Below are 25,015 nucleotides of genomic sequence, written 5' to 3' on the forward strand. Positions count from 1 at the left end.
TTTTGTGTAATAATAAGCAATATCTTTTATGGCTTTATTCACAAATGGTTCAATAATACCAAATTGTTAGAATATTACGATAGAGCCTAACTACTTAAGGGGGCGAACAAAATGAGTTCAAAAAAAATGTCAACAGGTGATATGGTAGCCATTGGGCTTATGCTCTTTGCCCTATTCTTTGGCGCAGGAAACTTAATTTTCCCACCAGCACTAGGACAAGCAGCCGGAACTAACTTTTGGCCAGCAATTATAGGATTTTTATTAACAGGTGTAGGTTTACCATTGCTAGGTGTACTTGCAATCGGGTTATCAGGTCATGATCACTTACAATCAATGGCAAATCGAATTAATCCTACTTTCTCATTAATCTTTACTGTAATCTTATATCTTTCAATCGGGCCGTTCTTTGCGATTCCACGTACAGGGACAGTATCGTACGAAATTGGGATAAAACCATTTTTACCAGCAACAACAGGTGGTTTTGATATTGGATTATTAATTTATACAATCGTATTTTTCGGTATTGTAGGGTGGTTATCCCTTAATCCTAGTAAAATTGTTGATCGTGTTGGTAAATTAATGACTCCCGTATTATTAATTGCTCTTTTGGTTCTATTAGTGGCTACATTCGTAAATCCAATTGACAAATCTATGGCACCAATTGGAGATTATATTGATAATTCATTCTTTAAAGGCTTCCAAGAAGGCTACTTAACAATGGATACACTTGCATCCCTAGTTTTTGGAATTATCGTTATTAATGCTATTAAAGCAAAAGGTGTAACAGATACGAAAAAAATTGCAAGTCTTACACTTAAGTCAGGTTTAATCGCAGCAGGTTGTTTAGGATTTATTTACTTAGGTCTAGGATATCTAGGGAATACTGCAAACTTTGCTGCAGGGGAAGCTAATAATGGTCCTACGATCTTAACAGAAGCGTCAGCTGCACATTTTGGAATTTATGGAAATATCATTTTAGGATTAGCTATTATTTTTGCTTGCTTAACAACAGCCATTGGCTTAATTACATCATGTGCGAGTTATTTCCAAACGATCTTCCCACGCTTAACGTACAAACAGTTAGCGATTATCTTTACTTTATTTAGTGCGGCAATCGCAAATATTGGTTTAAGTCAATTAATCACGATTTCAGTTCCTGTTCTAGTCGCTATTTATCCAATTGCGATCGTATTAATCTTCTTAACCTTTGCTGAACCACTTTTCAAAGGCCGTGTAGAAGTTTATCGATATAGTTTACTGTTGACTGGGATTGTCAGTGTTATTGATGGGATTAAAGCAGCGGGACTTCCTTTGGGTGGTCTATACGATTCGTTAGGTGCAATCTTACCATTATTTGATGCTGGGATGGGTTGGTTGCTTCCGGCGCTTGTAGGTGCAGTTCTTGGATATGTAATCTCTTTAACACGTAATTCTGATCCAAAGGAATTAAAAAAAGCAAACTAACATAGAAAGGTGATCTCTAAGGTTGAGATCATCTTTTTTTTGGGAATTCTAGTCTTTTGCTTCCAATTTGTCCCTTTTCAACATATACATATAATAAAAGAAACAAGGGGGAACGAAAGATGATTGAAAAACTATCAAAAAATTTCTTCCTTTCTATTTCTAAAAACGGTTTACTCAACAGAGCAGCCAAACGATGGGGCTTAAGGCTTGGAGCATCCCAAGTAGTCGCAGGGGATTGTATTGACAGCATGGTTAAATATGTAAAGGAACTAAATGACCAGGGGTTTGTTACTACCCTTGATCATCTAGGTGAGTTTGTGACGAGTAGGGCTGAAGCCATTGAGGCAACAAATCAAAACATAAAAGCATTAGAAACAATTGCAAAGGAAGGGTTAAACAGCCAATTGTCGGTTAAGTTAACGGGGCTTGGATACGATGTTGATAGGGATTTATGTATTCAAAATATGGATCGAATTCTAAATACGGCAAAGAACCATCAAATATTTGTGACGATTGACATGGAAGATTATAATCATTGTGAGGGGACGCTAGATATTTTAAAAGAGTTACGAAAAACTTATACAAACGTGGGAACGGTCATTCAAGCCTATCTTTTTCGGTCAGAACAAGATGTGAGAGAATTAGAAGGGATTCCACTTAGGTTAGTTAAAGGTGCATATAAAGAGTCAAAGGAAGTTGCTATTCAAGATAAACAGAAGATTGACGATAACTTTCTTCAATTAATAAAGCTCCATCTATTAAGTGGCAGCTTTACAGCTATTGCCACTCACGATCATCGCATGATCGAAAAGGTAATTGAGTTTGTCAATGAACAATCGATACCAAAAGATCGGTTTGAGTTTCAAATGCTATATGGTTTTAGAAAAGAGTTACAACATGAACTCATAAAAGCAGGCTATTCAATGAGAGTTTATGTCCCATATGGTAAAGATTGGTTTGCTTATTATATGCGGAGATTAGCGGAAAGACCACAAAATATCAGTTTTGCTTTAAGAGGGTTTTTTTCAAGATAAAGGAAAAAGACATTTGATTATACAAGGTTTGGAGCTTACACGATAATACATCATTAATAATTGCAATAAGAAAGGGACTTAAAATGAGAGCTGTAAAATATCTGCTAATAATCATGTTTGTATTTGTAACCGTTTACATTATTAAGGACAATAATACAGAGTCTACTCCAACCATCTATGATGTAATATCAGAGAACAAGGAAGTCCGCTTAATGATCGCGACTGACTTACACTATTTATCTCCAAGCCTTGTTGAACAAGGCGATCTATTTAAGAAGGTGTATCAAAATGGCGATGGAAAACAGGTTCATTATATTAGTGAAATAATAGATGCTTTTATTGCAGAAGTAATTAAGGAGAAGCCAGATGCACTAATATTAAGTGGTGATTTAACTCTTAATGGTGAGAAGAAAAGCCATCAAGAATTAGTGAAAAAGCTGAAGGAAGTTAAACAAAATGGGATTTCTATTATGGTTATACCGGGAAATCATGATATTAATAATTACTATGCAAGTGGATTTGCGAAGAAGACTTCCTATCCTGTTGATTTTATAGGAGAGAATTATTTTCGAGACCTATACGGACCGTTCGGTTTCGATCAAGCCATTTACAAGATCCTCATTCATTAAGTTATGTAATCCCTTTGACTGAAAATATATGGATTTTTATGAATTAGGCGAGAACACTCGTGACTTCAGTCATGAGATGAATCGGATTCGGATAGGGCTTGGCTTATGCCATGTCACCTATCTGACATATGTTCAATTTAAAGTTGCATAAAGGAACCGATATTTCATTTGAATTTTCTGACATATGTTATCGTAGAATTGAGGTGGTCATATGGCAGAAGTTAAACGTGTAGAGGGTATGTGTACTCCATTCAATACCATGTTGTATGGTGTGTAAAATATCGCCATAAAGTATTAATGGATGATAAAGATATATGATTAAGGGAAATTCTTCATCAAATTGCGACGGATAATGGCTTTGCAATCTTAGAAATTGAAAGTGATAGTGACCATATTCATCTCTACTTGATTGTACCCCGCAACATTCCATTCCATCTATTATGAAAGCATTAAAAGGTGTATCTGCGAGATTACTATTTAAGGAATTTCCCATTTTAAAAAGGAAATTATGGGGCGGTCAACTTTGGAATCCATCTTATTTTGTCGCAACGGTTAGTGAACATACAAAATCACAAATTCGGCAATACATTCAAAATCAGAAAGTGAGGTGAATTTTAAAATGATCGTAAATAAAGCCTATAAATTTCGTATCTATCCAAACAAAATACAGATTGAATTGATTAACAAAACCATTGGCTGTTCTAGATTCGTGTTCAATTTCTTTCTTGGAAAGCAGAAAGATAAAGATGCTTACTGGTATATCTGTGAAGAAATGGTACAGAATGGACAGCTCCCAGTAAATAATTGGAAAGGTGAATATTTAAACAAATATAAAACAGTTAAGTCTGTAAAAGAGTTAAAGAAACAATATCCTTTCTTGAAAGAAGTGGATAGTATTGCTTTGCAGAAGTCTGTTGAGAACCTAGCTGATTCTTATAATCGTTATTACAAAAAGCAGAACAAACAGCCACGCTTTAAGTCTAAAAGGAATCCAGTGCAATCATATACAACAAAGTATACGAACGGTAACATCGCTGTCATTGACAACTATATTAAGTTGCCAAAGCTTGGATTGGTTCGTTTTGCTAAAAGTCGTGAAGTGGAAGGGCGTATTCTCAATGCTACAATTAGACGTAACCCTTCAGGCAAGTACTTCATTTCCATAGGAGCAGAGGTTGAGGTCATAGAACTGCCAAAAACGGATTCTGCCATTGGAATTGATGTAGGACTTAAAGACTTCGCTATTCTTTCCAACGGAACAACTTACGCCAATCCACAGTTTTTTCGTACATTGGAAGAAAAATTAGCAAAAACACAACGGATTATGAGCAGACGAACAATAGGTGGGGAAAACTGGTATAAGGCAAAAATCAAAGTAGCACGCATTCATGAAAAAATCGTTAACGCAAGAAAAAATATGTTAGATAAAATCTCAACTGATATTGTCAAAAACCACGACATCATCGGTATGGAGGATTTGTCCGTATCCAACATGTTGAAAAATCATAATCTTGCAAAGGCCATCAGTGAGGTATCATGGTCACAATTTAAATCGATGATTGAATACAAGGCAAAATGGTATGGAAAACAAGTCGTAACCGTAGCGAAAAACTTTCCTTCTAGTCAGCTATGTTCTTGTTGTGGCTATCAGAATAAAGACGTTAAACATCTCGGATTGCGTGAATGGAATTGCCCAGAGTGTCACACCCATCATGATCGAGATATTAACGCTAGTATTAACTTAAAGAATGAAGCTCTTCGTTTGCTTTCGGTTTCGGTATAAAAGTTTGCATCACCGCAGGAGGCTTAATGAGTCGCTTGTACTGCTAACTGTCGGTGCGACAGGGATAGCCTGCTAAAAAACTGAGGGTTACTTCGGTGTTCGCAGGAATCTCGTTACTTTAGTGACGAGTAGTTCAAGAAACAATACATGGACAGTGTGCTATTAAACCCTGTTAAGGATGAAAATTATCTGCATATTTCTCCAATAAATAGAATTATATGGAAGGATAAAGAACTTGAAGATGGTTCTTTTTTACAAAAATTATGACCTGCTATATAATGAAACAATTAATAGAATTTAAATCACAAATTGCCTTAGAGGAGAGCGGAATATGGAAAAGCATGAACGGCCCTTAAGAGAAAAAAGCATCGTGTTTGTCGGATTTATGGGTGTAGGTAAAACGACAATCGGTAAGTGGGTTGCCAAAAAACTTTATCGGGACTTCATTGATGCAGACGAAGAGATTGAAAAAGAATTTGGCATGCCTACAGCAAAAATTTTTGAAACATTTGGTGAAAAAACCTTTCGCGAAAAAGAACAATCTCTAATAATCGGTTTAAGTGAGCAGCCGCTAAAGGTCATTTCATTAGGTGGTGGAGCATTCTTAAATGAAAATATCCGAAAAGCCTGTTTGAGTAATTGCTTAGTGCTGTATTTGGATTTATCTTTTGATAATTGGAAGGAAAGGATGGGTCTACTTATTGACAGCCGACCCGTTCTTCAGAATAAGAGTATTGAACAAATTGAAGAACTATATTATAGTCGTCAACCTGCTTACTCCCTTCATAATTCAAAAGTTGTGGTGGATAATCTACAACCCGAGGAAGTATCAGATTATATTGTAGAATCTTTGAAGTTAGCCTGGGAATTGCATAGCTAATTTCATGTTGGTAAAAGGCTGTCTCCTAATATGGAGACAGCCTTTTTGTGATAGCAAATGGTAGGATTCCTTTAAGAAGAAAAGGAATTGAAAGTGGGATTGATAATGCTGTCCCTGTCATTAAAGTTGATAAGAAACGGGCACGATTAACAGTCGACCGTGCGATCATATTAAAAAGGGAATTGATGATATACTAGTCTCATTTAGGGAAAAGGAATTGGACCCCATCGGTTTTGGTCTGCGTTATAAAGCAACAAGGTTACATCAAGAAGACCTAATGAAAAAACTGGGAACAAGAGCTCTATCAAAATTTACGATTGGATGTTACTGTTAACGTCAGAATTAAGAGTACTGGGGTTATTGAGTGATATGGAGTGAAAAAGCGGCTTCTAAATAGGTTATTGCCAAAGAGTCTTTAAGGGAGTAGGGATAACAACAAAAAAGCTAGGGAAAGAGAAAATTGCTTTTTATCGAGATTGATCCGTAAAAAGTGCTATGAAAAATAAAAATTGTTTTATCGTGATTGAAATAAAAGCTAAGCTAGGCTAAGGACTAAAAAAGTTAGCATATAAAATAAAAGTTCCTCACTATTAAGGTGGAGGAACTTTTTAAATTAAAAAAGGAGGAGCATCTTGCTCATATCTCGGGCTTAAATTTTTTAAAAGCAAAAATCTCGAAATTGAACGCTTGGACATTATCCCACCACACCATTCACAAATCTCTTTTATTGTACTTTCTGGACACTCCCTCCTTCTTGTAGTCAAGGCAAATTAATCTTATGAAAAAACATTTCTATCGAAAATACAATCACATAAAACTTGTGACAGAACTTTGTTATAATGGCTTTAATAGAGAACTAAGACCAAGGGAGAAATCCAAAAATGAAGCAACCAATTATATACTGGACTTATTTACAAGAAAATCCTTGGAATTTATATATCGCTGCAACTGAGAAAGGGCTTTGCTATGTTGGGGCACATAACGGAACATTTGAGGAGTTTCAGAATTGGGTTAATAAAGTAAAATCTAGTAGTCTTTTAATAGAGAATCAAGAATATCTCACTCCCTATGCCGTTCAAATTTCAGATTATCTTAATAGAAAAAGAACTAATTTTTCGGTCCCCATGGATTTAAAAGGAACTGAATTTCAGCAGTCCGTTTGGAAAGTACTTTGTGAAATTCCATATGGTGAGACAACAACTTATTCTGCTATTGCAACAAAGGTTAAAAAGCCATTAGCAGTACGTGCTGTTGGAACTGCTATCGGTAAAAATCCTATATTAATTACGGTTCCTTGCCATCGAGTGATAGGGAAAAACGGCAAGCTCACTGGTTATCGCGGGGGAATAGAAATGAAAAAACAACTTCTCGAGTTAGAGAGAAGTTGCTTATAAATGTGTTGCTTGTACAAAAACTGCTGGATATTTACCTTGGCATTAAATGAAGTCGGATCCTCAATGTGTGACTTTTATCATTTAAATGTAGTCTTTTTTTCATTAAGATAGATATGGGATATGGGGCTGGAAACTCTTGAATAAAAGGCCGATTTCATAAATTAGAACCTGTCTTTTAACCTTATTTTATCTGTGGTAAAATAATTATAGGTACATTCAAAGGAGTGAATGAGATGTTATCTAACATTGGAGTTCCTGGATTAATTTTAATATTAGTTCTCGCTTTAATTATTTTTGGGCCAAAAAGATTACCTGAAATGGGTCGTGCAGTGGGTCAAACTTTGAAGGAATTTAAAAAGTCAGCTAACGAATTAGTAAACGATGATGATAAAAAAGACAGCAAGGTTGAAGCAACAAAAGACTTATAAGATAAAAAAAATTATTTTAGGAAGCGAACAGTTTTTAGGACTGCTCGCTTTTTTCTCTTGGTTCACTTCTTTCAAGAGGCTAACTTTATTGCTTTTCCAAATGGAACTTTAGGGACATAATCGCTCGGCACTAACCAAATTAATTCATAATTTACCTTATCCATTTCTTCATAAATATAACCCGTTACATCTGTTATATAAAATAATGTATCGATCTTTTCTTCCTCTGCCCATTCCAGTACTAACGTATAGGAGGATTTACCGTGTGTATGATATTGGATGCTATCAGATTTCACTTGAGCAATACTTCTAATTTTGAAGTCAGCTTGAACGAGCAAGGTGTCCGGTTTAACTGTTTCAAAAAGTTTTACAATATTATTAATAAGAATGGTTTGAACTTCGTTTGTTGAAGTGTCAACTGCCAGGGCAATTTTTTTATCTTTCCGCGATTGAATCATCGATAACAATGTTTTGTGCCACTTCATCCAAAACAACCCCTTTTAAGGTACATTATTAATGAGCAGGTTCTTATTTTGATAATAATAATGAACAAATATGATGGTTTATTTTACATACGAAAAGCCCGATTAAAGAAATTGACTTTGTAAAATAATAGTTAGAAAAGGAGGACATAAGATGCCAAGTGGAAAAGAATTAGAACAATTGCCAACGAATAATACTGCTCCAAGTATGGGAGAGCATAGAGGTCCATTTGAAAGAGAAAGTCTCAGCGGTTTTGTTGATGAAGTACGAGCTACCCCTAGTAGAGCTCGAACACAAAAAAAGAAATAATCCTGTCTCGGGATTATTTCTTAGTTATTTTAAGCTGTTATGGGAATGACCTTAACGGCACAGGCCTTAAATTCCGCGGTTCCGGAAATAGGGTCATATTCATTTATCGTTAATACATTTGTTGGTACATCACTAAAGTGGAAACTCATAAAAATCAGGCCTTCTGGAACTTGATCCGTAACCTTTGCTTTTACTTTAACAACGCCTCTTCGTGAAGAAACTTCTACTAGATCGCCTGTTTCAATACCTAATTTTTCAGCATCAATTGGACTGATGTCAGCAGATTCTTCGTTCTGTCTTATTTTCACACCACTTGCATAATGCTTTGTTTGTGTATGCGTGTTATAAGATTCTAGACGTCTTCCTGTTGTTAATGTAAAAGGATATTCTTCGTCAGGGAGTTCAACAGGTTCAGTATACGTAACTGGGACAAAACTAGATGGTTGAGCGTTTTCTTCTTCAAGGAACCGTGTATGGAGAATCGTAGTTCCTGGATGTGTTTCATCAGGACATGGATATTGCAAACTATACTCCTTATCAAGTCTTTCATAGGAGATACCACCATACATTTCCCATGCAAGCGTGCGCATCTCATCCCAAATCTCTTGACTGTTATTATAGCTCATTGGATAGCCCATTCTTGTAGCTAAATCACAAAGAATCTGCCAATCTTCTTTTGTATTTGGATGGGGTTCAACTGCTTTCCGTACTCGTTGAACTCTTCGGTCCGTGTTGGTAAATGTACCTTCTACTTCGCCCCATGATCTTGCAGGAAGCACGACATCTGCTAGTTCAGCTGTTTCTGTTAGAAATAAATCTTGGACAATTAAAAGGTCAAGTTTTTCTAATAATTTTCTTGTATAGTTCATGTGAACATCTGCCATTAATGGGTTTTCACCAATAATGTAGAGGGCTTTTGCTTTGCCACTTTCTATTTTTTCAAATGTTCTTGTTTGAGTATCCCCTACAACTGAGTTGATTTTTACCTTCCATCCTTTTTCAAAGCGTGCGCGGTATTCGTTATCTGTAATACTGCCTCCTGGTAATTGGTTCGGCAATGCTCCCATATCACCAGCGCCTTGAACATTGTTTTGTCCGCGTAACGGCATAATTCCACAGCCTTCACGTCCGATATGTCCTGTAAGTAAAGCGAGGTTTCCGATATCAAAAACATTATTTACACCACAATGATGTTCAGTGATTCCTAATGTATAAGCAATCATTGCTTTATCAGTCGTTGCATATTCCCTAGCAGTATCAATGATATCTTGGGCTTGTAAACCAGTAATGGATGCAGCATATTCAGGTGTATACATTTTCACTTTTTCTTTTAAGCTCTCAAATTCCTTAGTATGCTTAACAATAAAAGCTTGATCATACAATTGTTCGTCAATAATTACATGAATCATTGCATTAATGAGTGCGATGTCTGATCCAACTTTAATAGGTAAATGACGGTGTGCGCTTTTAACCATGTCAATTTTACGAGGGTCTATGACAGTCATCTTTAACCCTGATTTGGCCGCCTTTTTAATGCGGTTTCCAATAACTGGATGTGCTTCTGTTGTATTAGAACCCATTAATAAAAGAACTTCGGCCTTATCAAAATCGTCAATTGAATTTGTTGGGGAACCACTGCCAAAAATAGTTGCCAGACCGGCAACACTTGGTGCGTGTCAAGTACGGTTACAGCCGTCGATATTATTGCTGCCTATGACCGTACGCATAAATTTTTGGGTGATATAGTTAACTTCATTTGTCGCACGAGCAGGTGCAAACGCGGTAATAGATTCTGGTCCAAAGGCAGTTTTAATGTGACTTAACTTTTCAACAATAAAATCATAAGCCTCATTCCATGTTGCCTCTACAAGCTTACCGGCTTTACGGATAAGAGGTGTTTTCAGCCTACTTTCAGCATGAACATAACCAAAACCAAATCCACCTTTGATACAAGTTTGCCCTTTATTTACAGGTGCTTCTTTATCCCCGCGGGCTTTCACAATTCTGTTATCTTCAACTTCCAAAACGAGTCCACAACCTGTTCCACAGTAACCACATACAGTTTTCACTCTTGTTGTTTCTCCCATGACAATCCTCCTATTAGTGATGGTAAAGCTTGTATATTTGATATGTATAGAATGTTTAGATAACATTCTATCCAAGCTATTATACAACAGAACAGAATTTTTCTCGGTGATAGTTGTCACAGTTAATGAAAAATGTTCTTTTGGATAATGGGTTAATTCAAGAAAAGAGTCCAATGTATTAGAGTTTTTACAGAAAATCAAAAAAGGACTTCCATTTAGAAGCCCCGCATAACATTACTATCAAATTAGTTCATCTTCAATTAGAAACATGCATCCCTGAAACATGATTTGGTACATTGTTAATATCTTCAGAAGAGTATATGGAAACGAACATTGTGCCGAAGTATACTTTCGCTCGAATAAGTACGGGTTGGTTATATTGATTTTTAAAAGTAAAATCAGGACCACCCCAGCTAACCGTAGCATCACGTCCAGGAGGCACATAGGGAACTTGTTTACTATGTGAAAAACGATTGATAACGTCTAGTCCCGAACGATCGATTGCATTAAATAGGGTAGAAGATACTTGACAAATCCCTCCGCCAATACCTTCAGCAAGTTCGCCTTTAACTATAATTGGAGCAGGAAGGTATCCTTTTTCCTTTGTTCGTTGACCAACCGTTTGATTAAAAGAAAATGTTTCTCCTGGAAAGATCACATGGTTATTGATTGCTTGGGTTGCAAGTACAATATTATGAGTTCTTTCCTTGTTTCGGCTATTAAAATAAGTGACATAATGACCAATTAATTTTGTTCTTATATTTTCGATTAATTCACTGTCCACTCTGGGATAAATAGGACGCACTGGTACTGTAATTGAAGATGAATTACTTTGGTAAAAAAAAGAATAAATTTGTTTCTGGAAAGCTTGTTTATTTAATTGAATTCCAGGTTTTTCTGAGACAACTTGGCCGTTTTCGTCAAGACTTGCATTTATTGGTTCTTTTCGAATCGTTTTGTCGAGTATATCCGTCGTGTGCTGTAATTTAATAGGATCTATTAACGGGAAATGAAGCAGAGGAAGCGACAAATCTGAACGGTTAATTGTCATAATAGGTTCATTCTCAAACAAAATAGTTAAATCTGCCATTATTTCGGGTTGACTTTTTTCAACTTGATAAGGTGGGAAATTTTCATTTGGCAGATCTTGTTGTGTAATCAAAAGGAGCCCTATCAACCATGGGAGTTTCATACCATTCACCTCTCCATTATTATGGGGAAGGCGGCATTATTTATGTAAGGCTTATTTATAAAAAAGCCACAATAATCCAGAAAATCTTATCCGATTTTCTCGATACATTGTGGATGATTATTTTTTGGTGAGTTGACGATATTGGATACTTTATATGCTTCCATTTGCTGGGTAGGGTATGGATGCAAACATTCACCTAACAGATCAGGGTCTTGAACTCTTGGGTCTAACCATAACTGCTCATGTTCTTTTTCAAGTATGGCTGGCATACGGTCATGGATTCCCTGCATCATTTGGTTGGGAGCAGTCGTAATGATAGAACAAGTAAAAATAGTTTCACTACCTTTTTTCCAACGTTCCCAAATGCCAGCCATAGCAAAGAGTTCATTTGATTTAAGATGTATTCTCATTGGGGACTTTGTACCATCTTCATGGCGTTTCCATTCATAAAAACTATCAGCAATCACGATACAACGACGATTGCGAAAGGCATCTCGAAAACTTGGTTTTTCCGCTAAAGTCTCAGCTCTTGCGTTAATCAATTTATATCCAATCTTTTCATCTTTTGCCCAGGAAGGAATAAGTCCCCAACGTAAATAACCTAAACGATTCTTTACACCATCATTAATAACAGATATAACCGAATGGGAAGGAGCAACATTATAGCTAGTTTGATAAATCTCTTCATGGATAGCAGCTTGTATTACAAATCGGTCAATGATTTCACTGAATTCAGCAGTCAATGTAAATCTGCCACACATTTGAACACCCCCAGTAACGGCATTTTAACAAAAAAACACGGGGGAAGTAAAATATTCGAGCATTGAATGTGAAGTAACCATTAATTTATGACCAAATTTTCCACCATTTACGATTTCGCTTGGCTACTGCTACTTCTCGATAGCTTTCTATCATTGATTGAAACTGTTCTTCTCTTTTCTTAATATCATCCTGTGTTTGTTTTAGTTCATTTAACGATTCTAAGATGGATTCTTGTTTTGCCTCAAATGCCTCTGTTAAACCTGCTACATCTTCTTTTGTTTCTCTTAATGTATTGGCAACTTTCTCTATTGCCTTATGATTTCTACGATCAGCTAATTTAGTTGTTTCTGTCATCTGTTCGGAAAATCTTTCGTATGCTGCTTCCGAACCTTTCAGAATCTCTTCCGAAAGAGTTTCGAACGTTTCGGAAGTATGTTCCGAAGCTTTCATAATCATATTGGAAATCTCATGAATATTTGCTTTTTGCTTATCGTTTGAACGCTGAATAGATTTTGAAATCTCTTTTACAGTCATAAGGGTAGAGTTAGATACCTCATTTTTAATTTCATCAAGCATGTTATGCTTACTAATCTGGAGTTCTTGCTTAAATTCGGTTATTAAATCTTGCTTAAAATCAGTTATGGCTGTATAAAGGGCTTCGATATTGTTAGCTTGCAATTCATTTGTCCCAACAACAGGCTGAATGGCTAATTCCTGTGAGTGCAAAGCAGGGGTTCCGATTACTTCGGAACCAGTTTCTGATACAGGCGCATTATTCTCGCCATTTAGATGCTTCTCCAATAAAGTTCGAATCATTCCCTTGCTTACATTTTGGCTGCGCATTTCTTTAATTTTATTTAAAATATTAATTTCATTTTCTGTGTAATAGCGGGCACCTTGTTGGGTTCTTGGTACAACTAATAGTCCATCTAAATCCTTTTCCCACTGTCTAATTGTTCCAGTTGGGGTATTAATCATTTTTGAAACTTCTTTAATTGAATATGCTCGTATAATCTGTCTATTGTTCATATCGACAATCCTTTCTATTCGTGTATAAATTTAATTGAGTTTTAATAATATTCTGATTGTAATAATTGTTTTCCTGCCTCTTGACAAAAGCTATCAAAAGAAGTGGTCTTTCAACAAAAAGTCCTAAACCCCATGAAATAAGCCTTTATTTTTATGGACAAACAATTGTCACATTCTTTGTGATGTTTGTCACAATTTATACATTGTTTTTCAATTATCTATGTGATATTTTCGCATTATAGGGTATTTATAGAAGAAAACGGGGAGGGCATAAAACATGAACTACTACAGTCCAAAAGAAATTACGGATGTGGCCATTCAAAAAGGAATGGAAAAAGCAACGGCATCCAACGTTTCAGTTGCAGTTCTAGGGTTTTTAGGCGGAGCTTTTATCGCGTTAGGATATTTAGCATATATTCGTGTCACAGGTACAATGCCAGCAGAGTGGGGAAGTCTAGTCACGTTTATTGGGGCATCCGTATTCCCAGTAGGATTAATATTAATCTTACTTGGCGGTGGAGAATTGTTGACAGGTAATATGATGGCTTTAAGTATTGCCTTTTTCTCTAAAAAGATAAAGCTTTCACAAGTGTTACGCAACTGGGTTCTGATCACTTTATTTAATTTATTAGGTGCAATATTTGTAGCCTATTTCTTCGGTCATTTCGTAGGTTTGACAGAAGGGGCATATCTGGAAAAAACGGTTAGTACCGCAATGGCAAAAGTAAATGATCCTTTCTGGGTTGCCTTTGTATCAGGTATTGGGTGTAACTGGTTGGTTGGAATGGCTGTTTGGCTTTGTTATGGTGCAAAAGATTATATCGGAAAGATTTTAGGAATGTGGTTCCCTGTTATGACCTTCGTGTTAATTGGATTTCAACACGTTGTTGCTAACATGTTTATTATTCCAGCAGCTATTTTTGCAGGAGAGCTATCATGGGCTGTATTTTTACCCAATATGATTCCTGTATTTTTAGGAAATATGATAGGCGGAGCTGTTTTTGTGAGCTTGTTCTATTACTTAAGTTATAAAAAAGATGAAGTTAAACGCCCTGCTACTGTTGAACAACTAGAAAAGAAAATTGGATAAAGCGAAACTTCCATCAGTGGGGGGGGTTGTTAATTCCCCACCTACTTTCTTTTATCATACTTAGTATCTTGGGGTGGGGGTCTTACTTCTCGTTAGGGCATGGTAAACCCATAAATAATAAAAGCTGTCATGATCAATCAACATAAAGTATTGTTGATTGATCATGACAGCTTTTGTTTCGTGGAATTTTATTTGAGTGTTCCATAAAAAAAGAGCGATCGCTATTAAAACCGCTCTTTTTTATCAACTTTTTTTTACTTCTTATCCGTTGTGTTATTGCGTAACTTTATCTTTTACTTCTTCCCAATAATATTGAATCGCTTCTTTACGTACTACTTCAGGACACTCCACTTCATCAGACCAATCATCATAATTATTTTTTCCTAGATGTTGAATATCCACACTGTAATACTTGTCTTTATATTTAAAAATTACGACAAGCATTTCGTAAAAGCCTGCATCATCATTTCCGAGTTCCTGAACAAATTCTAATCCATACGTTGGGTGGTCTTTACCTTCAGCAACAGATTCCAATATGACATTTTTGGGGAACTTCATTTTATTTTCCTCTCCTTGTTCGTTATAAGCGTATTTTAATATGAATGAGTGGAAAAAGAAATATCTAATTGTGTAAAAATCATGATTATTTTATGACACGTTGGACAGGTTATTGACAAATTCAGTCAAAAAGGAACTAAAAAGGAAATAGTGTTATTATATTTCGTATTATTTGACAATAATATTAACTTAGTATATAGTATAAGTGTATTAATAATTCCGTTAAGGGGAGTAGCTTTTACAGTTAAGTCGTCATTACAGAGTACAGAAGACTCTCGGCTTAATTGGCAACTGTTACGTTGTTAGCAAGACCTTACCAAGTAACTGGTATAGGTCTATTATTGTCTAATCAGACCTATATCGTAAATGATATAGGTCTTTTTAATATTAATCGGGATTATATTTTGGAAGGAGCATTGTTATGAATAGAAAAAACCTCACTTTTAAGCAATTAATTGAACAAAATAAAGAGGAACTTAAAAATAATCAGAAGGCTATTGAACGAATTGAAAAGAAACTAGACTTGAGATATATATCTATTAAACACTAAATATACTATTAAAAGGAGGATGAATATGAATCCAATATCGTTTCGTCAAGTACCTCGTTATATACAAAAGGAATTGGATTTAATTACTAAACATGTGAAACCTTTAATAAAAAAGTCTTCTACTTACGCCTTTCTTTCGATTCCGTTAATCTTATTTTCATTAACTAATCTATTTATTTTGTTTATTAATAATGGGTTAAACCGAGAAATGTGGGTGACGATCTTAATATTTGCTGCCTTTGCAGCAATAGGGATGGCTCTATCCAAAGAGTCAAGAACATTGAAAAAGGAAATACAGAAGAAGACGAATGGTTATATAATTGAACGTATTAAGAAAAGTGTCATCGTACCCGAATTTAAGAAAAGTGAATTTATTAACTTGATTAAAGCCCAGCCGATTCTTGGCTTTAATACATTTATTAACTTTTTAGAAGAAGAAAAACGATTAAATAAATTGGATCAATATATTTAATTTAGTTAAGGGACTGACGATGGAAATAAGTTACAAGTGCAAAAGCATTTGTAAATGATAAAAAAGCATTAAAAATAAGTATTGTAGGACACACACTTCTGTAATTTATAATTATGTTATTATAAAACCTATCAACTAGCAGGCGCGAAAATAAAGATGTTAAAACAAAAACCCTATAGGGATTAGGGTTTTTGTTTTGTTATTGGAAAAGTTCGTAGTTTAACTGCTTTTTTCATACTTTTAACTAAATATCCACCTTTAAAGCTCGTTGGTTCATAGGCCACGATAAATGCTCTAGGTGCTTTTTCATCGAGGATCTTCATGAGTTCCTTCTCTCGGTTTCTTTTTACAACAATGTCAAGCCGAAACCGTTTGTTGCCATCTCTGCCTTCGCCTTCAAAAAGGGTTACGCCAAAACCTTCAGCTCTCAGCATTTCACAAAGCTCTAGATCTTTCTCAAGTAAACTGACATTGTAAGTTCGATAACCAATCGCAAGTTTTCTTTCCACGTAACCACCTAAAACAACACCACCAGCGTATCCAACCGCATAAGCTATCATATTAAGATAGTTTGATAAATCTGAGAAAATGATCCCTAAGCTGATCACATAAATTAAAGCTTCTAAGCCTCCTAAAATCGAAGCGGTCCGAATTTCTCCTTTCACAACAAAGATTGTTCGTAAGGTAGTTAAAGGGACAATTACAAATTGCATGATCACAATTAAAAGCGCTTGTAGCATGCAGCACACCTCTTTTCATTATGATGGACCAATGGAGTATTTAATTTAATAAGAATAAATCATTCCTTAGTGCTATTCAAGAATAAAATAATAAAGGTAAAAAGAAAAGTTAAATAGAAGTTGTCTTGAAACATATTCAAGTTCCTAGCAAAAAAGCACGAACTGAATTGAATAAGGATAAGATTGTGGCATAAAATGATTAGGAAAAGCGCCTTGCTCCTTTGTCATAGGCGTTTATTTTAGGTAAAGGTTTTACTCTCCTTTTACATCGTATCATAGAAATAAGTTATAGATATAGTATAATAACTAATAGAGAATTATTAATAAAGGGTGGAATTATGGAAAATAAATGGATAGTAGGTATCGATATTGGTGGGACAACCATTAAAATAGCTTTCATATCATGTATCGGAGAAATTATTGACAAATGGGAAATTCCTACGAATAAAAATGAAAGCGGTAATAAAATTCCAAATGAGATTGCAAGGTCTATTGAAATAAAATTAGAGCAACATGGTCAAACAAAGGATCAATTGCTAGGAGCCGGTGCAGGTGCCCCAGGTCCTATTAATGATAACGATGGTTCTGTATATGTCGGTGTAAATATTGGCTGGAAAAACTTCCCTTTAAAAGAAGAACTTCAAAAGGAACTAACCTTGCCTGTTATCGTCGATAACGACGCTAACGTTGCGGCATTAGGAGAAATGTGGAAAGGTGCTGGGGAAGGCGCAAAGGATATGGTATGCATCACTCTTGGTACGGGAGTTGGTGGAGGAGTTATTGCAAACGGGAATATTCTACATGGTGTAAATGGTGCAGCAGGTGAGATTGGTCATATGACAGCCGTTGTAGAAGATGGTGCTCCTTGTAACTGTGGTAAATTTGGTTGCTTAGAAACTGTTGCATCTGCAACAGGAATTGTTCGACTTGCCAACGAATACTTAGAAATGCATGAAATTCCAAGCGTATTAAGAGATATAGTACCACTTACTTCTAAGGCAATCTTTGATCATGCTGCAGCAGGTGATGCACTGGCTCAACGTATTGTTGAAAAAGTTGCTTTTTACCTTGGAGTGTCTATCGCAAATGTTGCTAATGTGACAAATCCAGAAAAGATTGTCATTGGTGGAGGTGTTTCTAAAGCCGGGAAGACTTTGCTTGATCCAATAATGAAACAGTTTCGCCGCTTTGCTTTTCCGCGTGTCGTTCAAGGGGCAGATTTAGCATTAGCAATGCTTGGAAATGATGCCGGTGTCATTGGTGCGGCATGGTTAGTGAAGAATAAAATTTAAAAGTAATGATAGAAGTATAGATTATAACAAAGCTTCCTTCTGGTATGGCTAAAAATAAGAGGTAGAATATAGGAGGGTTATATATGAAAAACATAAATGGACATAGACCCCAGAATATTTTAATCAAAGGACAAGGAATCGGACGAAAATCTGCTTATGGAAAAGTCGTTATTGCCAAAAACGCGGAGGAAGCTTTAGCCAAGGTAATAGATGGATGTATATTGGTTACCATTGGTTCTGATAAAGAAATGGTTCCGGCTATTGAAAAATGCAGTGCTCTAATTGCTGAAGAAGGTGGTTTAACTAGTCACGCTGCGATTGTAGGATTAAATGTGGGGATTGCCGTATTCGTTGGAATAACCAATGCAACCCTTTTGTTAAAGGACGGGCAAGACATCACATTGGATGTAGCCAATGGGATTATATATGATGGTTTTGTAAATATAGTTCAATAGATTCATATTTCATAGATCTATCTTTTTATGGAGTTTTAAAAATCAAAAAAGTCTACTATCGCGAGGTAGACTTTTTTGATGATACCTTGTAAGATCTCTTGTCATTTTTTGCAATTAAACGTAGATAAAAATAAGTTTACATAATGGGGTCACTTATGAAGAAGCTAGCGAGTTTATTTATTGTTGCAGGGGTCATAATTATTGGAATAGGTAGTTGGCAGATTGTTTACACAAAACAAGAAACAGAAGCTTCACTTGAAGAAGCCAGAAAAGTCATTAACGCTGGAAGCGTTATAAAGACGGAAGAAAGGGAAGGACGCTTTATTCCTGAAATGGGGGAAGTGGTTGGTCTATTGGATATCCCCGCATTACAAGCTCAATTACCAATTGTCGAGGGAACCGATCCTGATGAACTGAATAAAGGAGTCGGGCATTACAAAGGGAGTTACTATCCAAATGAAAATGGGCAGATTGTTCTATCTGGTCATCGCGATACTGTTTTTCGACAGATTGGTGATTTAGTCATTGGAGATACACTAGAAATTCACATGCCTTATGGTGAAGTCATCTATGAAATCACCCATGTAAAAATTGTTGATGCTGATGATCCAACTATTATTACACTTCAAAATGATTATGAAGAATTAATCCTAACAACTTGCTATCCTTTTTCCTATTTAGGCAATGCACCGGAGCGGTATATTATTTATGCTGAAAGAGTTGAAGTATAGCGAAATATGTGTCATAAAAGAGTACCATTCTTTGAAATCCCCAAAAAATGATACTCTTTTATATGTCGGGTTGAAGGTAAGTACCTAGGAGCTTTACAAGTTAAATTCACTTAGCCTTTTTCGAATTCTCATACCGGCTGTCCAGATAGTCCACAATATGAATAATATAGCCTTCCAGCGTTTGTGGTGTGCGAATACAAGACCCCCATTCTGGCAAGCCGTGATGACAGAGTATACAATGGGTCATATGATGAATCTCTTCTATCGTAACCGGAATGTTGTCAACGTCTATAATTTTTGAAAGTAGTAGAACTCCGTACGGAATATGGCCAACCATAACGCCTAATCCATCCATTGTAATCCCACTTTGTTTACGGGTTTGCAAGCCGGATTGATCGGCGGTTGGATAAAGGAATTCAAAATCCTCAAATGTTTTTCCTGCATGGTCATATTCCATTAACTTGCCAATGTCGTGATAGAGAATACTTGTCATGATTAAATCGTAATTCGGAATAGAATCCTTAAAATTCATCATACCTTGGAGCATTGTATAGAGATGATCAATCGTATCCTTCCAAACTAACCCCTTTAAATCACCGTTTTGAAATCCGGTCCATACTTCCTGTTTATAAACTTTTTCTATTACGGTAATTAGCTTAATCACAGCCTGAAAAGGATCATCTTCCATTTTCAAAATATAGCGAGCAAATCGCATCAATCCAACCGTATGTTTCAATAAACCGCCTAAATAGTTATGGTGATATCCTTTAGCAGCAGGTCTGATTCGAAACTGACCCCAAAAACGATTCATTGCTCCATAAGATATTTCTTTGAAAGGGGACTGTAATTCATTTAAATAGGAAAAAAGCTCAACTGTTAACTCTTCTATACTTTGCCCTGTATAAGGTAAAAGTGAGAAGGGGTTAATGTTTTCTTCGCAGGGTTTTATAGCGTTGATCGTTAAAGATTTGTTGCCATTAAACTCATCTACAATTCCCTCAATATCAAAAACAGAAAAGCTCTCTAGTAATGGCCTATTCCTTTCAACTGCACCTTGGTTGTCCCACATTTTAGCGCTAATACTACCAAAGTTATTACTGAAACTCATTTTTAAAAATTGCTTATTGGTTTTAGTTAATGCAACTTGGTGATCATTTAATAGCAATCTAGCTTTTACATAATCTCCAGAAGTGGTGCTTTGTATATCAAAGAATTCATCACTATCTGGTAGTGGAGGTGGTGGAAACTGATTTAAAATTACCTGTCTTTCTGAATCGGTTGCCTCATATTCAACAGATATAAAATTATAAAAGTATGAGGTAGTGGGCTTTATCATTCTATCACTCCAATAAAGTGAGTTATAATTAGTAGATTAATATCTATTTCATTGTAACAAACTTTGAAGCTCTATGGATATAGATATGAATGAGTAGAGTATAGAAAAAAATTGAGATTTCAAAAAGAAACTCGATTCTAATTTCCGTTACCCATTTATCAGGCTTAACGAGCAATTAGACCTCCATCTCAAGGTTCTAAGTTTAATAAAAGAAGATAGGTGGGGATCAACTACCCGTAAACCTCGGAATAATGAGCACAGACTAAATACGCATCCGGCAATGTCTGTGTGACCAGCATCCTGTTTACTATCAGTAGGGTTTCTTTCATCCCCCTTAGTTACGCAGAGATTCCCCACTTGTCTTCTCTTATTTTACTCCGAATCTTGAGGTAGGAGTCTTACTCCCATGAAAATAAGCGCCAATTGTTGGTGCATCTTGGTCGTTGGTGCTAGACTGCCCGATGGACTCGAAGTACCACAGTAAGTCGACTTTCCTCTTCCAGCCGTTGAACCAGTATAGACAACTAACACCCATTTTCATCCTTGTTGGGGAAGCTATGCTTCCTGATTTGATGCCCATTAAGTCTAATAAAAATAATATCCCCATAGAAGGCAAAGATATGAATGCATTGAAAAATATTGAAAAAGAGCTAAATGTGTAAAACAACAGGAGATTTAGGGAAAGAATATAAATAAGTGTTTCAATAACACGATCATACAATGTGGAGGGGATCCAGTATGAATATTCTCATTCGCTTATTTCCATCGCAATTTTCAGTAGTAATTCAGATTTTATATTTAACAAGAAGGCTTACTTCTATCTTTAACCGTTTGATTCGAATGCCTTCATTCCTATGAGTTTTTGAGTATTCATTAGAAAGTTACGCTCCCAATGGAAAAAGAAAAAGCGAACACACGGTTCGCTTTTTCAGAAAGGCCTTAGCCTAAATACCTAGATAGATTTTTTAAGCCCACAATTTCTGCATTCTCGAATAAAAACAAAATCTTTTACTGTACTCTTAAAATGAGAGTGTCCACAATTATCACACCGACCAGATATTTTATCGGGATATTTTTTATAATCATATACGATTGAAAAATCGTACTCCTTATTTGAAGTATCTTCAGACAAAAGAAACACCACTTTCATCAGTTCATATGTATTATTATCTATATTTATTTTTGATTTTGCAAGTTTTAACGAGAATTAACGGGAGGTGCCTGTCTACTCTTATATTTGTATTTGGTTAATAAGTTACTTACAATGAACATGCATGGATAATACAATTTAAGGAGTTTTTTATTATGGAATATACTAATTTCACAGGTTTTATTGGTACTTATACAAAGGGGGAAAGTAAAGGAATCTATTCGTTTGTGCTTGATACCCAAGCTGGAAAAATTTCAGATTTGCAACTTGCTGGAGCTTTAGAAAATCCTACTTATATAACGATCAGTAAAGATCAAAGATTTTTATACTCTGTGATAAAGGAAAACACAAAAGGTGGTACTGCTGCATTTAAAATTGATCCCAATACAGCAAAACTAAGTTTAATTAATACACAATTAACAGAAGGGTCACCACCTTGTCATGTCAACACGGATAGCCAGCAACGATTTTTGTTTAGTACAAATTACCATAAAGGGACTGTCGAATCTTATTTAATCAACCAACATACGGGGGAGATTTCGAAACCTTCATCTATAATTAAGCATGAAGGAAGTGGTCCAGATGAGCGTCAAGAGAAAGCACATACACATTATGCAGGAATGACACCTGATGATAAGTATGTTGTAGTCGTAGAATTAGGAAGTGATAAACTTCTTTCATATGAAGTCAAAAATGATGGACAATTAATAGAAGTAAGCCGATTGGATATAAGCCCTGGGAGCGGTCCAAGACATCTTGCTTTTCACCCCTTAAATAAAAAAGTCGCTTATATTATGACTGAATTTAGTTCGGAAATTATTGTTTTAAACTATCAAGAAGAGAATGGAAGTTTCTCTATTATGGAGACACATAAGACAATTCCAGCTGATTTTACTGAAAATAACCAAGGAAGTGCGATACATACAAGTAGCGACGGGAAATTCATATATGTAGGCAATCGCGGGCATAATAGCATTGCTATTTTTAAAAGTGACCCTCAAACAGGTAGATTGGATTTTGTCACGCATGTTTCAACAGAAGGAGATTGGCCAAGGGATTTTGCGTTAGATCCGACAGAAAGATTTCTAATTGCTTCTAACCAAAATTCCGGTAATCTAGTTTTATTTTCGAGAGATCCAGAAACAGGATTACTGAAATCAATACAAAAGGATATCTCCGTGCCCGATCCAGTATGTGTGAAGTTTCTATAGATAAAGATAAAAGTAGGTGTAGCAATGGCGGAAATCAAGTACGAAATTATTGAGAGTGTAGGAGTCTTATCTCAGTCGGCTAAAGAATGGTCTAAAGAATTAAACCTAATAAGTTGGAATAAAAAAGAACCGAAGTTTGATTTGCGAGACTGGGCACCGAACCATGAAAAAATGGGAAAGGGAATAACTTTAACAAATGAGGAATTAAAAGTACTGAGGGATTTATTGAACGAAATGAAATTATAAAATGATAAGTAGCTTTAATAGAAAACAAAAAACCTTGCTAATGCAAGGTTTTTTGTTATGGAGAATAGGGGGCTCGAACCCCTGACCTCTTGCATGCCATGCAAGCGCTCTCCCAGCTGAGCTAATCCCCCGAAACGATGTTACAAATGATATTATAGCGAAGAAGTTGAAAGGTTGCAAGAGAAAAATAAAAAAATAACAGTTTAAGAATCTTCTTTAGAAATAGGTATGTTTGGATGAATTGAATTATACGGTAATTGATTAGGATTCATATATATTCGTGAACTGAATAGCTTTAAAATAATAAGGTGTTCTTTATTAATTCAATCTTATTGAAATTTATAAATATACTTTTATCAGGTTAACGGGCAGTAAGGCTCCCACCTCAAGATTCAGAGTACAATAAAAGAAGCTAGGTGAGAATAACTGTCCCTAAAAGCTTCGAAAGTTGAATTCATACTAAATAGGCCTACGGCAACGGTGCGTGACTAGCATCCTGTGACTTAGAGCTTTCCAGCAGTAAGAAACGAAACCCTCTACTGCTGGAAGGTTCAATCTATTCTGATGTTTATTATCTTGATGGAGAGGGGTAAATGTGCATCATGAGTGATCTATTTCTAGAGTTCATTAATTACGAAGTGCTTTTCAAACTGACATTCGCGGCAATTGCAGGAATTGGAATTGGATTGGAAAGGGAATTAAAGGGAAAGCCTTTAGGATTAAAAACTTGTTTAATCATATCTGTTATGGCTTGTTTATTAACGGTTGTGTCGTATGAATCTGCTTTTTTATATTCTAAAGAATATTCTCGACCGATGGATCCTGGCCGAATTCCATCCTATTTGATCTCAGGGATTGGTTTTTTAGGAGCAGGGGTTATTCTTAGAAGAGGAAATGAAGCTATTTCAGGTCTAACTACTGCATCCTTGGTTCTTGCTGCTGCAGGAATTGGAATTACAATTGGAGCCGGTTTTTATATAGAGGCTCTAACAGGAATTATTTTCTTAATTATTGGAATAAAAGTTGTTCCACCCTTATTCGATAAGATAGGTCCAAAGAAGCTTCAGGAAAAAGAAATAAAGATAAAATTATATATAGAAAAATCCACAAATTTAACTGAATTAGTAAAAGAAATAAACAATAAAAAGTTAGGTGTGAAACGTTTGGTCATTAAAGAAGAACTAGATGATATTATCATTAATAGCATAATAACTGCACATAGAGGAAGCTACACAACAGATATTTACTATGAATTAAAGTCTATTATGGGAGTAATGCAAGTGGAAGTTGAAAGCGTAGAATAATCATAAATGGGTTATTATTGAAATTGAAATATGAAATGCCATGGGTAGTAAGAAGCAACTCATGGCATTGTTTGTATACACTTGTACCTCTGTAAAAGAGGCTTGGCTGTTTGTTGGATTCAATACAGAATGAATGTAAATGTTGAAAAAATAAATGCGGAAATAACGGAAAGAATAAAAGTTCCACCATGAACTTTTTCGTCTGTGTCAGCGATTTTAATGCCTTCAAAAAATGCATACAAAAACAAATATACTGCCATGATTAAGGATAGATATAGTGCAACCGTTTGTAGCATTTGTTCATCACCTTTCAATAGTGCATTTACTAGAAACTTATGTCATCTAATACAAAGATATGACTACCAAATATCACTAACGGGAAATCTTCTTTGAAAAATAAGTAAAA

General features: G+C 35.6%; 28 protein-coding genes, 1 tRNA gene and 2 pseudogenes. 19 read left to right on the forward strand and 12 right to left on the reverse strand.

All coding sequences use genetic code 11. The features are described 5' to 3' along the window. Positions 1 to 111: 111 nt before the first annotated feature. The 9 genes and pseudogenes from brnQ (at position 112) to tatA (ending at position 7,612) form a co-directional block, all read left to right on the forward strand. Complete coding sequence (gene brnQ, locus R4Z10_RS04120) at positions 112 to 1,464, forward strand: branched-chain amino acid transport system II carrier protein (RefSeq protein ID WP_338471960.1); 1,353 nt, start codon at positions 112 to 114, stop codon at positions 1,462 to 1,464. Positions 1,465 to 1,583: 119 nt separating this feature from the next. Continuing rightward, positions 1,584 to 2,498, forward strand: coding sequence for a proline dehydrogenase family protein (locus R4Z10_RS04125; protein ID WP_338471961.1), 915 nt, complete (start codon positions 1,584 to 1,586; stop codon positions 2,496 to 2,498). Between the two features lie 83 nt (positions 2,499 to 2,581). Beyond that, positions 2,582 to 3,127: a metallophosphoesterase gene (locus tag R4Z10_RS04130; RefSeq protein ID WP_338471962.1), complete on the forward strand. Its 546-nt coding sequence runs from the start codon at positions 2,582 to 2,584 to the stop codon at positions 3,125 to 3,127. A gap of 211 nt (positions 3,128 to 3,338) precedes the next feature. Continuing rightward, positions 3,339 to 3,738: pseudogene (gene tnpA / locus R4Z10_RS04135) on the forward strand (IS200/IS605 family transposase). An 8-nt stretch (positions 3,739 to 3,746) separates the two neighbouring features. Then, positions 3,747 to 4,910, forward strand: coding sequence for an IS200/IS605 family element RNA-guided endonuclease TnpB (gene tnpB / locus R4Z10_RS04140; RefSeq protein WP_338471963.1), 1,164 nt, complete (start codon positions 3,747 to 3,749; stop codon positions 4,908 to 4,910). A 331-nt stretch (positions 4,911 to 5,241) separates the two neighbouring features. After that, the gene (locus R4Z10_RS04145) at positions 5,242 to 5,790 is read left to right on the forward strand and encodes a shikimate kinase (RefSeq protein ID WP_338471964.1); all 549 of its coding nucleotides are present in this window, start codon (positions 5,242 to 5,244) and stop codon (positions 5,788 to 5,790) included. 47 nt (positions 5,791 to 5,837) lie between these two features. Then, positions 5,838 to 5,987, forward strand: coding sequence for a hypothetical protein (locus R4Z10_RS04150; protein WP_338471965.1), 150 nt, complete (start codon positions 5,838 to 5,840; stop codon positions 5,985 to 5,987). A 684-nt stretch (positions 5,988 to 6,671) separates the two neighbouring features. Next, positions 6,672 to 7,184 (forward strand): methylated-DNA--[protein]-cysteine S-methyltransferase, encoded by a 513-nt coding sequence (locus R4Z10_RS04155; RefSeq protein WP_338471966.1) that lies wholly within the window; start codon positions 6,672 to 6,674, stop codon positions 7,182 to 7,184. 233 nt (positions 7,185 to 7,417) lie between these two features. Next, the gene (gene tatA / locus R4Z10_RS04160; protein ID WP_338471967.1) at positions 7,418 to 7,612 is read left to right on the forward strand and encodes a twin-arginine translocase TatA/TatE family subunit; all 195 of its coding nucleotides are present in this window, start codon (positions 7,418 to 7,420) and stop codon (positions 7,610 to 7,612) included. 71 nt (positions 7,613 to 7,683) lie between these two features. On the opposite strand, the gene R4Z10_RS04165 is transcribed toward tatA, so the two are convergent. Then, positions 7,684 to 8,097, reverse strand: coding sequence for a VWA-like domain-containing protein (locus tag R4Z10_RS04165; RefSeq protein ID WP_338471968.1), 414 nt, complete (start codon positions 8,095 to 8,097; stop codon positions 7,684 to 7,686). Positions 8,098 to 8,248: 151 nt separating this feature from the next. On the opposite strand from R4Z10_RS04165, the gene R4Z10_RS04170 reads away from it, so the two are divergent. After that, on the forward strand, positions 8,249 to 8,404 hold the full coding sequence (locus R4Z10_RS04170; protein WP_338471969.1) for a hypothetical protein: 156 nt from the start codon (positions 8,249 to 8,251) through the stop codon (positions 8,402 to 8,404). Positions 8,405 to 8,433: 29 nt separating this feature from the next. Here R4Z10_RS04170 and fdhF read toward each other — a convergent pair whose 3' ends face one another. The 4 genes from fdhF to R4Z10_RS04190 form a co-directional block, all read right to left on the reverse strand. Further along, positions 8,434 to 10,557, reverse strand: coding sequence for a formate dehydrogenase subunit alpha (fdhF, locus tag R4Z10_RS04175; protein ID WP_338471970.1), 2,124 nt, complete (start codon positions 10,555 to 10,557; stop codon positions 8,434 to 8,436). 190 nt (positions 10,558 to 10,747) lie between these two features. Further along, a complete protein-coding gene (locus tag R4Z10_RS04180) occupies positions 10,748 to 11,683 on the reverse strand; it encodes a VanW family protein (protein ID WP_338471971.1) in 936 nt (311 codons plus the stop codon). 86 nt (positions 11,684 to 11,769) lie between these two features. Then, positions 11,770 to 12,444 (reverse strand): SOS response-associated peptidase, encoded by a 675-nt coding sequence (locus R4Z10_RS04185; RefSeq protein WP_338471972.1) that lies wholly within the window; start codon positions 12,442 to 12,444, stop codon positions 11,770 to 11,772. 85 nt (positions 12,445 to 12,529) lie between these two features. Then, on the reverse strand, positions 12,530 to 13,474 hold the full coding sequence (locus tag R4Z10_RS04190; RefSeq protein ID WP_338471973.1) for a MerR family transcriptional regulator: 945 nt from the start codon (positions 13,472 to 13,474) through the stop codon (positions 12,530 to 12,532). 277 nt (positions 13,475 to 13,751) lie between these two features. On the opposite strand from R4Z10_RS04190, the gene R4Z10_RS04195 reads away from it, so the two are divergent. Next, positions 13,752 to 14,564, forward strand: a complete 813-nt coding sequence (locus tag R4Z10_RS04195; RefSeq protein WP_338471974.1) for a formate/nitrite transporter family protein — start codon at positions 13,752 to 13,754, stop codon at positions 14,562 to 14,564. A 273-nt stretch (positions 14,565 to 14,837) separates the two neighbouring features. On the opposite strand, the gene R4Z10_RS04200 is transcribed toward R4Z10_RS04195, so the two are convergent. Then, positions 14,838 to 15,122: a hypothetical protein gene (locus R4Z10_RS04200; RefSeq protein ID WP_338471975.1), complete on the reverse strand. Its 285-nt coding sequence runs from the start codon at positions 15,120 to 15,122 to the stop codon at positions 14,838 to 14,840. Between the two features lie 421 nt (positions 15,123 to 15,543). On the opposite strand from R4Z10_RS04200, the gene R4Z10_RS04205 reads away from it, so the two are divergent. After that, complete coding sequence (locus tag R4Z10_RS04205) at positions 15,544 to 15,672, forward strand: FbpB family small basic protein (RefSeq protein WP_338471976.1); 129 nt, start codon at positions 15,544 to 15,546, stop codon at positions 15,670 to 15,672. Positions 15,673 to 15,697: 25 nt separating this feature from the next. Further along, complete coding sequence (locus R4Z10_RS04210; RefSeq protein ID WP_338471977.1) at positions 15,698 to 16,144, forward strand: DUF5392 family protein; 447 nt, start codon at positions 15,698 to 15,700, stop codon at positions 16,142 to 16,144. Positions 16,145 to 16,326: 182 nt separating this feature from the next. Here R4Z10_RS04210 and R4Z10_RS04215 read toward each other — a convergent pair whose 3' ends face one another. Next, a complete protein-coding gene (locus R4Z10_RS04215) occupies positions 16,327 to 16,884 on the reverse strand; it encodes a DUF2179 domain-containing protein (protein ID WP_338471978.1) in 558 nt (185 codons plus the stop codon). Between the two features lie 338 nt (positions 16,885 to 17,222). Between R4Z10_RS04215 and R4Z10_RS04220 the strand changes: the two genes are divergently transcribed. The 3 genes and pseudogenes from R4Z10_RS04220 (at position 17,223) to R4Z10_RS04230 (ending at position 19,362) form a co-directional block, all read left to right on the forward strand. Then, the gene (locus R4Z10_RS04220) at positions 17,223 to 18,176 is read left to right on the forward strand and encodes an ROK family glucokinase (RefSeq protein WP_338471979.1); all 954 of its coding nucleotides are present in this window, start codon (positions 17,223 to 17,225) and stop codon (positions 18,174 to 18,176) included. Between the two features lie 119 nt (positions 18,177 to 18,295). After that, a pseudogene (locus R4Z10_RS04225) lies at positions 18,296 to 18,631 on the forward strand (PEP-utilizing enzyme); the annotation flags it as partial. Between the two features lie 155 nt (positions 18,632 to 18,786). Then, complete coding sequence (locus R4Z10_RS04230; protein WP_338471980.1) at positions 18,787 to 19,362, forward strand: class D sortase; 576 nt, start codon at positions 18,787 to 18,789, stop codon at positions 19,360 to 19,362. 106 nt (positions 19,363 to 19,468) lie between these two features. On the opposite strand, the gene R4Z10_RS04235 is transcribed toward R4Z10_RS04230, so the two are convergent. The 3 genes from R4Z10_RS04235 to R4Z10_RS04245 form a co-directional block, all read right to left on the reverse strand. Beyond that, entirely contained in the window at positions 19,469 to 20,698 is a 1,230-nt protein-coding gene (locus tag R4Z10_RS04235; RefSeq protein ID WP_338471981.1) for a hydrolase, read from the reverse strand. 372 nt (positions 20,699 to 21,070) lie between these two features. Beyond that, positions 21,071 to 21,229, reverse strand: a complete 159-nt coding sequence (locus tag R4Z10_RS04240) for a hypothetical protein (protein ID WP_338471982.1) — start codon at positions 21,227 to 21,229, stop codon at positions 21,071 to 21,073. A 421-nt stretch (positions 21,230 to 21,650) separates the two neighbouring features. Further along, complete coding sequence (locus R4Z10_RS04245; protein ID WP_338471983.1) at positions 21,651 to 21,848, reverse strand: hypothetical protein; 198 nt, start codon at positions 21,846 to 21,848, stop codon at positions 21,651 to 21,653. Positions 21,849 to 22,003: 155 nt separating this feature from the next. On the opposite strand from R4Z10_RS04245, the gene R4Z10_RS04250 reads away from it, so the two are divergent. Both R4Z10_RS04250 and R4Z10_RS04255 read left to right on the forward strand, forming a co-directional pair. Further along, a complete protein-coding gene (locus tag R4Z10_RS04250) occupies positions 22,004 to 23,059 on the forward strand; it encodes a lactonase family protein (RefSeq protein ID WP_338471984.1) in 1,056 nt (351 codons plus the stop codon). A gap of 24 nt (positions 23,060 to 23,083) precedes the next feature. After that, entirely contained in the window at positions 23,084 to 23,305 is a 222-nt protein-coding gene (locus R4Z10_RS04255) for a PC4/YdbC family ssDNA-binding protein (RefSeq protein ID WP_338471985.1), read from the forward strand. A gap of 58 nt (positions 23,306 to 23,363) precedes the next feature. Here the strand turns inward: R4Z10_RS04255 and R4Z10_RS04260 are convergent. Further along, positions 23,364 to 23,436, reverse strand: a tRNA-Ala gene (locus tag R4Z10_RS04260). 471 nt (positions 23,437 to 23,907) lie between these two features. Here R4Z10_RS04260 and R4Z10_RS04265 point away from each other — a divergent pair. Further along, positions 23,908 to 24,609, forward strand: a complete 702-nt coding sequence (locus R4Z10_RS04265; protein WP_338471986.1) for an MgtC/SapB family protein — start codon at positions 23,908 to 23,910, stop codon at positions 24,607 to 24,609. A 119-nt stretch (positions 24,610 to 24,728) separates the two neighbouring features. Here the strand turns inward: R4Z10_RS04265 and R4Z10_RS04270 are convergent, their stop codons facing one another. Further along, positions 24,729 to 24,905, reverse strand: coding sequence for a hypothetical protein (locus R4Z10_RS04270; protein WP_338471987.1), 177 nt, complete (start codon positions 24,903 to 24,905; stop codon positions 24,729 to 24,731). Between the last annotated feature and the right edge of the window lie 110 nt (positions 24,906 to 25,015).

This window comes from Niallia sp. XMNu-256 (genome assembly GCF_036670015.1).
Lineage (GTDB): Bacteria > Bacillota > Bacilli > Bacillales > Cytobacillaceae > Bacillus_BD.